The organism is Nocardia takedensis NBRC 100417 (genome assembly GCF_000308695.1).
In the GTDB taxonomy this organism is placed as follows: Bacteria; Actinomycetota; Actinomycetes; order Mycobacteriales; family Mycobacteriaceae; genus Nocardia; species Nocardia takedensis.
This window is the reverse complement of sequence record NZ_BAGG01000019.1, coordinates 126,050-140,565: the sequence shown is the minus strand read 5'-3', so window position 1 is coordinate 140,565 and position 14,516 is coordinate 126,050. Positions and strand designations below refer to the sequence as shown.

Genomic DNA, 14,516 nt, shown 5'->3' with positions numbered 1-14,516 from the left:
CCATGACAGCACCCAACGCCTCCGACATCGCGGCGGTGGTCCGGGAAAAACTCGCGGACAACCTCGAATGCCCGGTCGAGCACGTCGATCTCAGTCTTCCGCTCACCGAACTGCCCGGCGTCGAATCGATCCGCCTGATCAACACGGTCGTCGCCTGCGAACGCCACTGGAAAGTGGTGCTCGACAACGACGACCTGGCTCCCGTGCGCACGGGTGACGATCTGTGCGCCGTCTTCGCCGGACGACTCCAGGCGCGCGCCGGCTAGGAATCGTTCGCGAATTCACGCGCGAATTCCGCCAGGCGTTCCCGACTGGCTTCGGCGTCCAGCGCGGCGGCTTCCACTGTCGCGAAGGCGTTCTCGTACGCTGCGACCGCACTTGGTTTGTCGAGGAGGGTGGCGGTGGTGAACGTCTCCAGACGGACCACCGTCGGCTCCACGCGCCGGTCCTCGCTGTCCTTGCCGAAATCGAGAATCGTGAACGACCCGACCGGATGATTCGCCGGGAACCCCGCCGTGAACGGCAACACCTTGATCGACAGGTTGGTCCGCGACGAAAACTCCGCGAGCGCGGAGCATTGCGCCGCCATGACAGCGCGCGAACCGACCACCCGGCGCAATACCGCCTCGTCCAGCACGAATTCCGCGCGCACCGGATCTGTTTCGCGGAAGAACGGCTCGCGGCGCAATCCCCGGAGCCGCATCCACCTGCGAAGATCCGCCGCCGACTCGGCGGGCCGGACCCCGTGGGCGAGCGTGCGCTCGTAGCGAGCGGTCCGCAATACTTCGGGAACCACCTCCGACTGATGGATCGCCAATCGGTCGGCGGCGGACTCCAGCCCCAGATACAGGTCGAACCGCTCGGGCAGCAGATCCGCGAAATCCCGCCACCACGCCGGCGCATTTTCCTCGTGGGACAAACCGATCAGATCGTCGGGGTCGACCTCGTAGATACGACACAATTCCCGGACATCGACGTCGCGGACCTTGTCCACCTGCCCTTTCTCCACACGCTGCAACATCGTGAAACTCCACTGCATGCGTTCGGCGGCCTCGGCGATGGTCAGACCCGCCGCGCAGCGCGACTCACGCAACCGACGGCCCAATCGGCGGCGGGGAAGAACGGAACCGGTCATGGTCACCTCTTCTGTTCTGGGCTGTCTCTTCTGAAGCTCTGTCTCTTCGGGGGCTGGCCCTCGGGACTTGCACCCCGGGGGCGTCCATCGGATATCCGCACCGGCGCTCGGTAGGCCCGGGCCGGGCGAAAACGGACCAGAACGGACACGAAGTCTCGCGGTCCGATCGAAGGGGAACCGAGGGCCGCGGTCGAGGAGACATCGCGGCACGACCACGCGCGCGGACACCGAACAGCGTCCGCGAAATCGTCTCCGTAACCCGAAACGTACTGCGCGCGAGGGGGATCGTGGGCGTGATCCCGTCCCCGCGAACCATCATCGTCCGGCTTTGACTTCCGCGGCCGTGTTGCCCAGATTCTTCCGCGGGGGACCAAAGGGAGCGCTGACCAGCGATAACGGTCGCCCGGGGAGGAATACATGTCTGTCACACGCACACTCGTCTTCGCCGCGCTCACCGCGGCATCACTGACCGTCGTCGGCGCGCAGGCCGCGCACGCCGCGGGCGACGAATACGGCGCCATCGCCGTGGAGAAGGCCGTCGGCACCCCGGGCCTGATCCCCCTGCCCGCCGCCGTCGGCTACGTCCTCTGCACGCCGAACTCGCAATAGCGCACCCCGGGTGCGGACCCACGTCCGCACCCGGACCGTCGCTCGTCGACAGTCCGGCATCTCGCAATCACACGACTCCGTCCATTTCGCGATCGAACGATCGCATCACGCGAAGGCGAAACGATGACGGCGCGAGCCGGCAAATACTCGTATGGTCAGGGCTACCATGGGTCCATGGCGCGCCCAGGAGCCGACCGTCCCGACCTGCCCGAACACATGACTTGGGAACAGCTCGAACAGCTGCCCGAGGAAATCGCGCAGCACATCGAACTCTGGGACGGCAGAGTCGTCTGGGTCCGGCGCGGCCCGGCAGAACATCAGGAGTTCACCAACCTGATGTGGAGCGGCCTGCGGCGATGCGCCCGCGACGACATGGGTCAGCACCCGGAGCAGTGTTGGCGCGTCCACACCGAAACGAACATCTTCTTCGGCCCCACCGGCAAATCGGATTTCGTCACCCCGGACTTCCTGATCCACCGCTGCCTGTCCCGCCCCTACCAGGACGTGCGCGCCGATGATGTCCTCCTGGCCGGCGAGGTCCTGTCCCCGTCCAACTCGCAGACCGATATCGATGAGAAGAAGTTCCGATACGCGAGAGCGGGAATCCCCTGGTACTGGGAAGTCACCCTGGAACGAGAAACCAGCGCCATAGCGATGGTCCGCGCCTTCGCCCTCGAAACCACCCACGGCCCACTCCCCGAGGGCGTACACCCCCTCTATCCGGCCAACTATCTCCTGACCGGAAAATGGTCCCCCAAGGACTCCCCCGCGATCCGCACCGACCACCCGTTCCCCATCGACATCCCCTGGTCCACCCTCGAATTCTGACGTCGGCCGAGCCGAGAATGGACCGTGGGCGCGGAATCTGTTCCGCGCCCACGGTCTGTCTACCAGGGGTGACCACTGAGCCGGGATCAGAGGTGTCCGCAGGCGCCTTCCCATTGGGTGATCAGCCAGTCGCGGCCGGCGGAATTCTGTTGGCCGAGTGCGCGATCGATGCCGTCGAAGATTCCGCGCACCACGGCTATGGCGCTGTCCACCGGCAGATATGCCTGGGCGGCGCGGCAGAATGCGGCCGGGTCGTTGCCGATGACACCGCACAGCGTCTGGAAGCCGGATTCGACCGGGATGCTCCGTTTGAACTGCCCCACCACCAGATCGACCAATTCACCGGGGATCTGCGCGTCATCGAAAATCCGATCGATCTCCTCGCTGCACGTCCCCTCGGAGCGATTGCCCGGATCGAACGGCTTCTCCTGCTCCGGGGTGACGGCCTGCCCGCCGTCGATGTCGACATAGGCCTGACGGTCCCGCAGCAGGCTGGTTCCGTCGCCGCACCGCTGGATGATCTCGTACCGTCCCGGGGGCAATCCGCCGAACGATGCTTGATACACCCAAGGGAACACCTGCGTGAGCCCCTTGCTGCCGGTGGTCCAATTCCCTTCCATGTTGCGCACATTCGCCCAACATCCATCCAGGAACGCACCCGGCGTCGTCTGGACGGCGGCCAGTACGATATTCCCGCCCGGCGGGAACCCGACTGGATGGCGGCGCAAGTGACCGCCGACGATCTCCGGACGTGCGAAAGCACGGACTCGGGGAGTCCGTGCTTTCGGGGTGTTCGGTTGTGCTCGGCGGGGCCGGGCTTCAGCTCACCAGGAGCTCTTGTGCACGCCGGGGAGTTCGCCGCGGTGGGCCATTTCGCGCAGGCACACGCGGCACAGGCCGAACTTGCGGTAGACCGCGTGGGGGCGACCGCACCGCTGGCAGCGGGTGTAGGCGCGGACCGCGAACTTCGGCTTGGCGTTGGCCTTGTTGACCAGTGCTTTCTTGGCCATGTGCTCAGTTCTCCTTGAACGGGAAGCCGAGGTGCTTGAGCAGGGCACGGCCTTCGTCGTTGTTGGTCGCGGTGGTGACCACGGTGATGTCCATACCGCGCGGGCGGTCGATCTTGTCGACGTCGATCTCGTGGAACATCGACTGCTCGCTCAGGCCGAACGTGTAGTTGCCGTTGCCGTCGAACTGCTTCGGCGACAGGCCGCGGAAGTCGCGGATACGGGGCAGCGCGATGGAGACCAGGCGATCCAGGAACTCCCACATGCGGTCGCCGCGCAGGGTGACCTTCGCGCCGATCGGCATGCCTTCACGCAGCTTGAACTGCGCGATGGACTTGGTCGCCTTGCGGATCTCCGGCTTCTGGCCGGTGATCAGCGCCAGGTCGGCGACCGCGCCGTTGATCAGCTTGGCGTCGCGGGCGGCGTCGCCGACACCCATGTTGACGACGACCTTCACCACGCCGGGGATCTGCATGACGTTGGCGTAGTTGAACTCGTTGTTCAGCGCGTCCTTGATTTCCTCGCGGTAGCGCTGCTTCAGCCGGGGCTGGACTTTTTCGGTGGTGGTCATGATCAGATGTCCTTCCCGCTCTTACGGGAGATCCGGACCCGCTTGCCGCTCTCCTCGTCGGTCCGGTAGCCGACGCGGGTCGGGTTGCCATCGGAGTCGACGACCATCACGTTGGAGACGTGGATGGGGGCTTCCTGGGTCACGATGCCGCCCGAGGAGGCGCCGCGCTGGTTGGCGGAGTTCGCGACGTGCTTCTTGATCCGGTTCACGCCTTCGACCAGGACCCGGTTCTGCTGCGGGTAGGCCTGGATGACCTTGCCCTTGGCACCCTTGTCCTTGCCCGAGATGACGAGCACGGTGTCACCCTTGTGCACCTTCATGTCAGAGCACCTCCGGGGCGAGCGAGACGATCTTCATGAAGCGCTTGTCGCGCAGTTCACGGCCGACGGGGCCGAAGATGCGGGTGCCGCGCGGATCGTTGTCCGGCTTGATCAGCACCGCGGCGTTCTCGTCGAACTTGATGTAGGAACCGTCCGGACGGCGGCGCTCCTTGACGGTGCGCACGACGACGGCCTTGACCACGTCACCCCGCTTGACGTTGCCGCCGGGGATGGCGTCCTTGACGGTGGCGACGATGACGTCGCCGATTCCGGCATAGCGACGCGACGAACCACCGAGAACGCGGATGCAAAGGATTTCCTTCGCGCCCGTGTTGTCGGCGACGCGCAGTCGCGACTCCTGCTGAATCACTTCAGCCTCCTTGACCTGGACGTATAAGCACGCCGGATTGCCGACCCGACGGGCATGGTCATGTCACCACCCGAACGCGCGCCTGCCAGCGGTTTCTTCGGTCCGAACGGAAATTCGAGTACCGAACCACTGGGGGTTCGCGGCCGGATCGCGGGCACAGCTCCCGCAGGCAACCGGTCAAGCATAGGTGAACGCCCAGGTCCTTCCCAAATCGGGGGTCGGGCTCGCGTGCCGACGGCCTGGCCGCCGGTAGCCTCGTGGCGCTGTAGCTGTCATATCACGTATGCGCGGCCGCGCGCCGCGCCTCGGGAGAGGATCGCTGTTGACGTCACCGGGTCGTCCGTTCCGCTTGGATCGCCGCGGATTCCTGATCGCCCTCGGCCTGGCCGCCCCGGCGGCGGCCCTGCTCGGTTCGTGCTCCGCCGATTCGACGCCGCCGGTGCGCCTGACCGGTGCGGATCTGGGCGGCGCGGACCCGGCGATCCGGCCGCAGGACGACTTGTATCGGCACGTGAACGGGGCCTGGTTGCGCGATTACCAGTTGCCGCCGGACAAATCCGCTGTGGGCGCGATCACCGACGCCGACGACCGGACGCTGGAGCGGTTGCGGGGCATCATCGAGGGAATCGAGGACCCGGCGCCGGGGACGAACGGGCAGCGGATCCGCGACCTCTACGACGCGCGCCTGGACCTCGCGGAGATCGAAAGGCTGGGGCTGACGCCGATGACCGGTTTCTACTCCGCCGTGGACGGGGCCGCGGACAAGTCGGCGCTGGCCGGGGTGATGGCGGGGCTGCCGATCGACGGGCTGATGGCGATCGGGGTGGGCGTGGACCGGCGCGATTCCTCGGCCTATGTGCCCTCGATCGGCCAGTCCGGCATCGGGCTGGGCGAGCAGTACTACCGCAGGCCGGAGTACGCCCCGCAGGTGGCGGCCTATACGACGTATCTGGAGCGGCTGGCGGAGGGCGTCGGTCTGGCCGATCCGGCCGGGGTGGCGCGGCGGGTGGTGGATCTGGAGACCAGGATCGCCGCCGCGCACTGGGACAACGTGCGGTCGCGCGACGCCGACGCCACCGACAACCCGATGAGCTGGACCGAATTGATCCACAGCGCACCGGGTTTCGACTGGGACCGGTGGCTGGCGGGCAGCACCGACCGGCCGCAGGAGTTGTTCGCGCGGATCGTGGTGGAGCAGCCCTCGTTCGTCACCGCGGCGAGCGCGCTGTGGGCCGAGGTGGATATCGCGGTGTGGCGGGAGTACCTGAAACTGCACGTCACCGACGCCTACGCGCGGTTCCTGCCGCCGCGGTTCGCCGACGCGCGCTTCGATTTCTTCGGTCGAACGCTGGGCGGACTACGGGAGAAGCCGCCGATGTGGCAGTCGGCGGTCGGTGTGGTGGACCAGAATCTCGGCGAGGAACTCGGCGAACTGTATGTGGCCGAGTACTTCCCGCCGGAGGCGAAACAGCGCGCCCGGGCGATGGTGGACGATCTGCTGTCCGCCTATCGTCAGGATTTCACCGACTCGTCGTGGATGTCGCCGCCGACGCGGGCGGCGGCACTGGCCAAACTCGACCGGATGACGGTCAAGATCGGGTATCCCGATGTGTGGCGCGACTATTCGGGGCTCACGGTGACGCGCGGGAAGCTGATCGAATCCCTGTACGCGATCACCCGTTTCGAGAACGCCCGCGCGTTCGCCCGCCTGGGCACGCCGGTCGACAAGAAGGAGTGGGTGATGTCGCCGCAGACGGTGAACGCCTACTATTCGCCGCCCAACAACGAGATCGTCTTCCCCGCCGCCTATCTGCAACCGCCGTTCTTCGACAAGGACGCCACGGCCGCGGTGAATTTCGGCGCGGTCGGCGCGACGATCGGTCACGAGATCGGGCACGGCTTCGATGATCAGGGCGCGAAATTCGACGGGGACGGCAATCGCCGCGACTGGTGGACCGAGGAGGATCTGCGCGCGTTCCAGGAGCGGACGGCGCGTCTGGTCGGTCAGTACGACCAGTTGACCCCGGAGGGTCTGGACCCTGCGGTCTATCACGTGGACGGGGCGTTGACGGTCGGGGAGAATCTGGCGGATCTGCGCGGACTGCGGATCGCGCTGGCCGCCTACCGGATCGCCGCGCGCCGCGACGGGGTCGAGCCGGATCTGCGCGAGATGTTCTTCGCCCACGCCAGGGCGTGGCGGCAGAAGCAGACGAAGGCGACCACGATCGAGCGACTCCAGGACTCGCACGCGCCCAACGAGTTCCGCTGCAACCAGGTGGTGCGCAACCTGGCGGAGTTCTACGACGCGTTCGGCGTGACGCCCGCCGACGCGCTGTTCCTGCCGCCCGACCAGCGGGTCACCGTCTGATCAGGCCCCGGCGGAACGGCGGTCTCCCGGGCCGGCGACCGCGCGAATAGGTTAGCCTTGGCTGACTTGTGCAGGGCCGTTCGAGGGCGTTCCTCGACGAAGGAGGGTGCGACGATGAAGGCTGTTCGGAACCGACGCGGGTTCGCCCGCGTGGCGGTGGCCGCCGTGGCGGGGGCGCTGGCCCTCGGGCTGGTGGGCTGCGGGTCCGACTCCGACGAGGGCGGTTCGGGCGGCGAGTCGGTCACCGTGACCCACGCGCGCGGCGAGACCACCGTGGCGGGCGCCCCGAAGCGCATCGTGGCGCTGGGCAACCAGTGGCTCGACACCATGCTGGCGCTGGACACCGTACCCGTCGGCTACATCGACAACGTCGCGATCGCCTCGAAGGCCACCCCGCCGTGGCAGCCGAACAAGTTGGGCTCGGCCACCTCGATCAGCAGTGTCGCCAACATCTCCGAGCAGGTCGCCTCGCTCGAACCCGACCTGATCCTGGTCGACCCGTTCATCGCCGACCAGAAGACCTACGACGACCTGTCCAAGGTCGCCCCGACCGTGCCGGGTCTGTCCAAGGACACCGTGGGCAAGTGGCAGGACCAGGTCACGACACTGGGCAAGATCCTGGGCAAGGACGAAGCGGCGGCGGCGGTCGTCAAAGGCGTGGACGACAAGATCGCCGGCATCGTCGCCGCCAATCCGGGCCTGAAGGGCAAGACCTTCGCCAGCACCTGGCTGGGCAGCCCGTCGCAACTGATGGTGCTCACCGACCCCAACGACGGTTCGGCGCGCGTCTTCGAGCAGTTGGGCATGGGCATCCCGCAGAGCCTGCGCGACCAGCCCGCCACCGGCGGCAGGCTCTCGCTCTCGACCGAGAAGCTCAACGAGATCACCGCGGACCTGCTGTTGGCGGGTTACTCCCCCGGCATGGACGAGAAGTACCGGCAGCTGCCCGGTTTCGGTGAACTGCCCGCCGTGAAGAACAACGCCGCGGTCTTCCTGACCACGCTGGAGATCACCGCGGTCAACCAGCCGACGGCGCTGTCGGTGCCCTACATCATCGACAAGCTCACCCCGGCGCTGGTCTCGATCGCCAAGTAGTCGCGAGCGGAGAGCGTCACCGTGTCCACTCCGATCACCGCCGACCAGACCCGACTCGCGTTGCGCGCGGGGGCGACCTGCGTCACCACGCCCGTCGCCGCGGTCCTGCTCGACCCGCCCGCCAAACAGAAGCTGGCGGGTCTGAGCAAGGGCGAACTGCTGACGTTGCGCACCTTGAACAAAGGACCCGCGACGATCGCCGAACTCACCGAGGCGGCGGGCGGCGCGCCGGTCACCGCGCTGCTGGACCGCCTGGTCACCGAGGGCTGGTTGGCGGTGACGGTCCGCGAGTCGGGCCGCGACCTCTACAGCGTGGCGCCCTTCGCCCGGCCGAAGCCGGACGCACCTACCGTCGCGGCCGGGTCGGGAACGCTGTCGAAATTCGCGGTGCTGCACCGTGACCGGGACGGCTTCGTCCTGGAGCATCCGCTGTCCTGGTGTGATGTGCGCGTCCACGACGCGCGACTGCTGGCGCTGCTGGACGGGCCGGACGCGGCCGATTCGGGGCTGTCCGCCGAGGTGCGGACGCGATTCACCGAGGATCTGCTGCGCCTCGGTTTCCTGGTCGCCGACCCGGAGATCGAGGAGAAGGAGTTCTCCGCGCGCAGTTGGAGTACGCCGGATCTGTGGTTCCACCGGCGCAGCACGCTGGGCGAGCGGGTTGTCACCTGGGAGCATTTCGGTCCGACCAAATGGGCCAAGGGCCACTACCCGCAGCCACCGGACCGCAAGGCCGCCTATCCCGGCGAGCCGATCGCGTTACCGACTCCCGACCTGGCGGCGCTGCGGGTCGGCGATCCGTCGCTGACGGCCGTGCTGGAAGATCGGGTGTCCACGCGCGCGTTCGACGACGCCGCGCCGATCACGCTGGCGCAGTTGGGCGAACTGCTCTACCGCACGGCCCGCACCCGCGGCACCCGCTCGGAGGTCGAGGGCGAGGTGCTGGTGTCGCGGCCCTATCCCAGCGGCGGCAGCGTGTACGAACTCGAGATCTATCCGGTGGTGCGCAACGTCGCCGGACTCGCGCCCGGCATGTACCACTACGACTCCTACGACCACGTGCTGCGCCCCGTGGCCGCGGCCGACGACCCGGCGATCGCGACCCTGGTGAAATCCACCTCGGCGACATTGTCCGACGGCGCGGAACCGCAGGTGCTGCTGGTCCTCGGCGCGCGGTCGGGCCGGATCATGTGGACCTACGAGCAGGTCTCCTACGCGGTCATCCTCAAGCACGTCGGCGTGCTCATGCAGACCCTCTACCTCGCGGCGACCGCGATGGGGTTGGGCGCGTGCGCGCAGGGTTTCGGCGACACCGCGGCGTTCGTCACCGCGGCGGGCGTCGACGAACTCGAGGAGTGCAGCGTGGGCAGCGTCATCATCGGGACGCCCGCACCGCGCTGAGCCCGTCCGCGAACGCGGCGTGGTCGCGTTTGACGCGCGGCCAGCGGTCGGCGAGGCCGAGCAGGTGCCGCAGTTCGGAATCGTGGCCGGGCTCGGCGGCGGTCAGTCCGGCTTCGGCGGCGCGCACGACGCGCAGCGCGTACGCGCGCGGGTCGTGCGGCGGGAGGTCTCCGGCGTGCCGGCGCAGTTGCAGCAGGGCGTCGCGGATCTCGACGGTCATCCGGTAGCGGCGCAGCGCCGCCGAGCGGACGTCGGCCTCGTCGGGCGCCAGCGCGACGTGTGGGACGGCGGCGGTCAGATCGGCCCAGAGGGGGCGCAGGCGGCGGCAGTCGCGACTGTCGCGGTCCAAGCCCGCTCGGACCAGCGCCATGCGCGCCAAGGGGATGGCCAGCAGTCCGGTGAGGATGCCGAAGAAGGTGAATCCGGCCGTGGCCCCGTACTTTCCGGGGTCCGAGGGCGGCATGCCCGCGAGATAGCGGACGAACAGCAGCACGGTGTAGCCGATCCAGAATCCGGCGACGCCGATGAGCGCGGAGAAGGTCACTCGGTGCCCCCACGGCGTCCGGGCGGCCCGGATCTCGCGCAGTCCGGCGCGCACGAGCAGGAATCCGGCCACCGCCACCGGCAGACAGGCCAGGATGCCGGAGGCGACGTACCAGGTCTGCGGCGCCGATTCCGGCACGAAGCCGAGGAAGTAGGCGACGTCGAGGGCGGCCGTGCCGCCGATCACGCTCCACGCGATCCGGTCGTAGCGCCGCTGCCTGCGACCCGCCTGTTTCGGGTCGGCCCCGTCGAGCACCCGCGCCACCCCGTACACGCCGGCCGCCGTCAGGAAACGCAGTGCCGCGCCCACCAAGGTGAGCAGCACGGGCAGCGTCGATCCGGCGGTCACCAGCAGGAAGACCATGCCCACGGAGGCGAACCCCAACGCGCGGTTGATCAGCCGGTCGGCGACGCTGTCGCGGACGAACACCATGCGCAACGCCGTCACCAGGCAGGCGAACACGGTGATGACCAGCACCGGCGTCGCCGGGAGCGCCGTCATGACCGCCCGGCCCGGCGCGCCGACGCCCCCCGACGATGATTACCCGCGCTCACGATCATGGGTCGACCCTAGGGGCCGGCTACGGGGCGACGCCACTCGCCCGGTCGGTTCCCGGTCACGCCTGCGCGAATTCGCCGGTCCGCGCCGCACGGTCGCCGTCCCTGGGCGCGTACTCGCCGCGGACCTGCGGCCACCGCGCCGCCAAGCCGAGCAGGTGCCGCAGTCATGCCTGGGTGAGGATCTCCTCATCGGTCATCGTCGCGACCTCCAGGTACAGCTTGGCGACGGTGGCGAGCCGGTCCGGTGTCCCGCGGTCGACCTCGCGCGCGGTCAGGCGTCGCGCCAGCGCGGCGACATTGCGGCTGGCGAAGACGTCGGCGACCAGCGCGTCCACCTCCAGCCATTCGCGCACGTGCGCGACGAAGGTGGTGGCCAGCACCGAATCGCCGCCGAGGCCGAAGAAGTCGTCGTGCACGCCGACCCGCCGCGCGCCGAGGACGCCGGTGACCAGGTCGATCAGCGCCGCCTCGAGATCGTCGCGCGGTGCGCTGTCGGCGGTCTCGTCCGTCTCCGGTTCGAGCAGGGCGATCACCGCGCGACGGTCGAGTTTGCCGTTGTCGGTCAGCGGCATCCGGTCCAGCACCCGCACCCGGGTCGGAATCATGTAGGCGGGCAACAGGTCCGCGAGCACGGCGGTGAAATCCTCGATGCGCTCGCCCGCGACGGCGGCGACCAGTTTCGGCGCGCCCCCGCCGACCACCGCCGCCACGGCGTGCCGCACCCCGGGAACGGCCCGCAACGCGCTCTCCACCTCGCCCAATTCCACCCGATAGCCGCGGATCTGGACCTGGTGGTCGGCGCGGCCGAGGAATTCGATGGTGCCGTCGGGCCAGTAGCGGGCCGTGTCGCCGGTGCGATACCAGCGCAGGCCCTCGTGCTCGACGAACCGTTCGGCGGTGCGCTCGGGGTCGTTGCGGTAGCCCGCGGCGACGTTCGCGCCGCCGACCCAGAACTCCCCGGGCACCCAGTCGGGACAGTCGCGCCCCGCCGGGGACACCACCCGACAGCGGACGTTGCGCAGCGGCACGCCGAACGGCACGGTCGTCCAGTGCGCGGGCGGTGCGCCGACGACCTCGCAGATGGTGTTGTGGATGGAGGTCTCGGTCGCGCCGCCGAGTCCGGCGAACCGCGCGCCGGGAACCTGCGCGGCCAGTCGGCGAGCCAGGTCCGCACCGACCCAGTCACCGCCCAGGGTGACCGCGCGCAGCGAATCGCCCAGCCGGTCCCCGCCCATCTCCAGGATCATGTCGAGCATGCTGGGCACGCAGTTGAGCAGCGTGACCCGGTGTTCGCGCAGCAGTTCCACCCAGGTCGTGGCCTCGGCGCGCTGGTCGGGGTCGAGCGCGACCAGCGACCCGCCCACGGAGAACAGCCCGAAGACGTCGTAGACGGAGGCGTCGAACTCCAGCGCCGACAGCGCGAGCACCCGGTCGCCCGCGCCCACCTCGAACCAGTCGTTGACCGCGTCGATGGTGTTCATCGCCCCCCGGTGCGGGACGTCGACGCCCTTGGGCGTCCCGGTCGACCCGGAGGTGAAGATGACGTAAGCGACGGCTTCGGTGTCGGGCAGTTCCGGTGCGGCCAGCGGACGCGGGTGCGCCCGGACCGCGTCGATGTCCAGGCACGGGATCGGCGTACCGAGGTCGGCCCCCGCGACGGTGAGCGCGGCGACGATCGCGCCGGTGCGCAGGATCTCCGCGCGCCGGCCGGTCGGCTGGTCGAAACCGATCGGCACGTAGGTCGCGCCCGCGGCCAGCACACCCAGGACCGCCAACACCTGATCGGGCCCCTTGGGCAATTGCACGGCGACCGCGTCGCCCGCCCGGACCCCCGACTCGCGCAGCGCGCCCGCGACGGCGAGCGCTGCGGCGGCGAGGTCGCCGTAGGTCCAGTGGCCTGCCCGCTCCCCCAGCCCCCACAGCACCGCGGGCGCTTCGGGCGCGCGGGCCGCGTGCTCGAAGAAGCCCTGGTGCAGGCAGCGTCCGCTGACCGGTCCGTCGGTGGCGTTGACGGCGGCGCGCACCGCGGCCTGTTCGGACGGAAGTCGTACCGCCGCTTCGGCGTCCCAGCCCGCGTCGCCGTCGCCGAGGCGCGCGACGGCCCGGGTGTAGTGGGCGAACATGGCGTCGATCAGCCCGGCGGGAAACGCCGACTCGCGCACGTCCCAGTTCAGCAGCAGACCGCCGCGCACCTCGGTGACCTGCGCGTCGAGCAGGACCTGCGGGCCCTGCGAGATGATCCACACCGGTTCGCCGAAGGTCTCGGTGACGCGGTCGGCGAACAGTTCGCCCAGGTTCAGCGCGCTGGTGTACACCACGGGGGCCAGCACCGGTTCACCGCGCCGCCTGCCCAGGTCGCGCAGCACCTCCAGGCCGGAATAGGCGCTGTGCGCGCCGCTCTCGTGCATCCCGCGTTGCAGTGCCCGCGCGCGGTCGGCGACCGACAGGTTCTCGGTGACATCGACCTCGAGCATGATCGAGGAGGTGAAATCGCCGATCACCCGGTCGATCTCGGGATGTACCGGTTCCCGGTGGAACAGCGGCACGTTGAGCAGGAATCGGGTGCGCGCCGACCAACCGCCGATGGTCTCGGCGAACACCGCCGCCAACGCCATCGCCGGGGTGATGCCGCGCCGGTGGGCCGCCGCGATCAGCCGCTGTTTGGCCTCGGGCGCGAGCCAGTGGTCGTAGCGCACGGTCCGCTCGGGATCGACGCGTTCGGCGACCGGGACGGTGGGGAGTTCCGGTGCGCCGGGCAGATCCGGCAGGCGCTCGCCCCACCAGGCGCGGTCGCGGTCCCTGGCGGCGGTGTCGACCGGACGTTCGGCCCGGTAGCGCCGATAGGTGTAGCCGGGCGCGGTGACCTTCGCGCCGTGGTAGAGGTCGGCGAGTTCGCCGATCAGCACCCGGTAGCTCATCGCGTCGCCCGCCAGCATGTCGACATCCAGGTGCAGGCGCGCGCGGTCGGGACCGAGCAGTGTCACGGTCACATCGATGACCTGCCCGTCCTCGATGGCCAGGCGCTGATGGGTCTTGGTCTCGCGCAGTCGCGCCAGTTCCGCCTCGGCGGCCTCCTGGGTGTGGTCGCGCAGGTCGACCACCGAGAACACCGGGCGACCGGGTTCCGGCACGGTCTGCTGACGTCCGTCGGGCAGGAACCGGGTGCGCAGCATCGGATGCGCGGCGACCAGGTCGGCCACCGCGCGCCCGAGCCGGTCCGGATCGATCGCGCCGCCGTCGAATTCGACGTACAGGTGCGCGGCCACGCCGCCGAGTTCCTGTTCCTCGGAGCGGCCGATCCAGTAGGCGTGCTGCATCGTGGCGAGCGGGAACGGCTCGTCGTCGCCGTCCTCGTCCGCCGGAACGGGTTCGGGGACAGCGGCTTCGGCGCGCGCGTCACCACCGGCGAGCAAGGCGTGCCAGGACTCGACGGTGGGTTCGGCGGCCAGCCGCGCGAAGTTGACGTCCTTGCCGCGTTTGCGCCACCGCCCCGCCAATTTCATCGTCCTGATCGAGTCCAGACCCAATTGGATGAGGTCGTCGTGGTCGGCGACCGCGCCGCTGTCGACACCCAGTTGATCGGCGACCGCGGCCCTGATCTCGTCGCGGGTGATCCGTTCGGTCGCGGGCTGGTGGGTCGCGGGCTGTTGGGTCACGGGCTGGTGGGTCGCGGGCATCGCGAGTGCACTCCTTGGCTGATCCGACATG

General features: G+C 69.1%; 14 protein-coding genes. 6 read left to right on the top strand and 8 right to left on the bottom strand.

Annotated features, from left to right (window positions below; translation table 11 throughout):
- Positions 1-2: 2 nt before the first annotated feature.
- Positions 3-266: an acyl carrier protein gene (locus ON30_RS04495; protein ID WP_051028932.1), complete on the top strand. Its 264-nt coding sequence runs from the start codon at positions 3-5 to the stop codon at positions 264-266.
- Here the strand turns inward: ON30_RS04495 and ON30_RS04490 are convergent.
- A complete protein-coding gene (locus tag ON30_RS04490) occupies positions 263-1,135 on the bottom strand; it encodes a helix-turn-helix domain-containing protein (protein WP_040704544.1) in 873 nt (290 codons plus the stop codon). The two genes, ON30_RS04495 and ON30_RS04490, sit on opposite strands and share 4 nt — an antisense overlap.
- A 417-nt stretch (positions 1,136-1,552) precedes the next feature.
- On the opposite strand from ON30_RS04490, the gene ON30_RS04485 reads away from it, so the two are divergent.
- Together ON30_RS04485 and ON30_RS04480 are read left to right on the top strand one after the other, a co-directional pair.
- Positions 1,553-1,744 (top strand): hypothetical protein, encoded by a 192-nt coding sequence (locus tag ON30_RS04485; protein WP_040704401.1) that lies wholly within the window; start codon positions 1,553-1,555, stop codon positions 1,742-1,744.
- 174 nt (positions 1,745-1,918) lie between these two features.
- The gene (locus tag ON30_RS04480) at positions 1,919-2,572 is read left to right on the top strand and encodes a Uma2 family endonuclease (RefSeq protein ID WP_051028930.1); all 654 of its coding nucleotides are present in this window, start codon (positions 1,919-1,921) and stop codon (positions 2,570-2,572) included.
- Between the two features lie 86 nt (positions 2,573-2,658).
- On the opposite strand, the gene ON30_RS04475 is transcribed toward ON30_RS04480, so the two are convergent.
- The 5 genes from ON30_RS04475 to rplN all read right to left on the bottom strand — a co-directional run bounded on the left by ON30_RS04475 (position 2,659) and on the right by rplN (position 4,840).
- The gene (locus tag ON30_RS04475; RefSeq protein WP_040704400.1) at positions 2,659-3,201 is read right to left on the bottom strand and encodes a hypothetical protein; all 543 of its coding nucleotides are present in this window, start codon (positions 3,199-3,201) and stop codon (positions 2,659-2,661) included.
- A 195-nt stretch (positions 3,202-3,396) separates the two neighbouring features.
- Positions 3,397-3,582 carry a type Z 30S ribosomal protein S14 gene (locus ON30_RS04470; RefSeq protein WP_014981705.1) on the bottom strand — a complete coding sequence of 62 codons (186 nt, stop codon included), beginning with the start codon at positions 3,580-3,582 and terminating at the stop codon, positions 3,397-3,399.
- Between the two features lie 4 nt (positions 3,583-3,586).
- The gene (rplE, locus tag ON30_RS04465; RefSeq protein WP_040704399.1) at positions 3,587-4,150 is read right to left on the bottom strand and encodes a 50S ribosomal protein L5; all 564 of its coding nucleotides are present in this window, start codon (positions 4,148-4,150) and stop codon (positions 3,587-3,589) included.
- A gap of 2 nt (positions 4,151-4,152) precedes the next feature.
- Positions 4,153-4,470 carry a 50S ribosomal protein L24 gene (rplX, locus tag ON30_RS04460; protein ID WP_040704398.1) on the bottom strand — a complete coding sequence of 106 codons (318 nt, stop codon included), beginning with the start codon at positions 4,468-4,470 and terminating at the stop codon, positions 4,153-4,155.
- 1 nt (position 4,471) lies between these two features.
- Complete coding sequence (rplN, locus tag ON30_RS04455; protein ID WP_040704397.1) at positions 4,472-4,840, bottom strand: 50S ribosomal protein L14; 369 nt, start codon at positions 4,838-4,840, stop codon at positions 4,472-4,474.
- A 322-nt stretch (positions 4,841-5,162) separates the two neighbouring features.
- On the opposite strand from rplN, the gene ON30_RS04450 reads away from it, so the two are divergent.
- The 3 genes from ON30_RS04450 to ON30_RS04440 all read left to right on the top strand — a co-directional run bounded on the left by ON30_RS04450 (position 5,163) and on the right by ON30_RS04440 (position 9,704).
- Entirely contained in the window at positions 5,163-7,208 is a 2,046-nt protein-coding gene (locus ON30_RS04450; protein ID WP_051028940.1) for a M13 family metallopeptidase, read from the top strand.
- Between the two features lie 114 nt (positions 7,209-7,322).
- Positions 7,323-8,303 carry an ABC transporter substrate-binding protein gene (locus ON30_RS04445; protein WP_040704394.1) on the top strand — a complete coding sequence of 327 codons (981 nt, stop codon included), beginning with the start codon at positions 7,323-7,325 and terminating at the stop codon, positions 8,301-8,303.
- Between the two features lie 21 nt (positions 8,304-8,324).
- Complete coding sequence (locus ON30_RS04440; protein WP_040704392.1) at positions 8,325-9,704, top strand: SagB family peptide dehydrogenase; 1,380 nt, start codon at positions 8,325-8,327, stop codon at positions 9,702-9,704.
- On the opposite strand, the gene ON30_RS04435 is transcribed toward ON30_RS04440, so the two are convergent.
- Both ON30_RS04435 and ON30_RS04430 read right to left on the bottom strand, forming a co-directional pair.
- Positions 9,679-10,749 (bottom strand): DUF6545 domain-containing protein, encoded by a 1,071-nt coding sequence (locus ON30_RS04435; protein WP_040704390.1) that lies wholly within the window; start codon positions 10,747-10,749, stop codon positions 9,679-9,681. The genes ON30_RS04440 and ON30_RS04435 overlap by 26 nt on opposite strands.
- Before the next feature lie 223 nt (positions 10,750-10,972).
- Positions 10,973-14,485, bottom strand: a complete 3,513-nt coding sequence (locus ON30_RS04430; protein WP_051028929.1) for a non-ribosomal peptide synthetase — start codon at positions 14,483-14,485, stop codon at positions 10,973-10,975.
- Positions 14,486-14,516 lie beyond the last annotated feature (31 nt).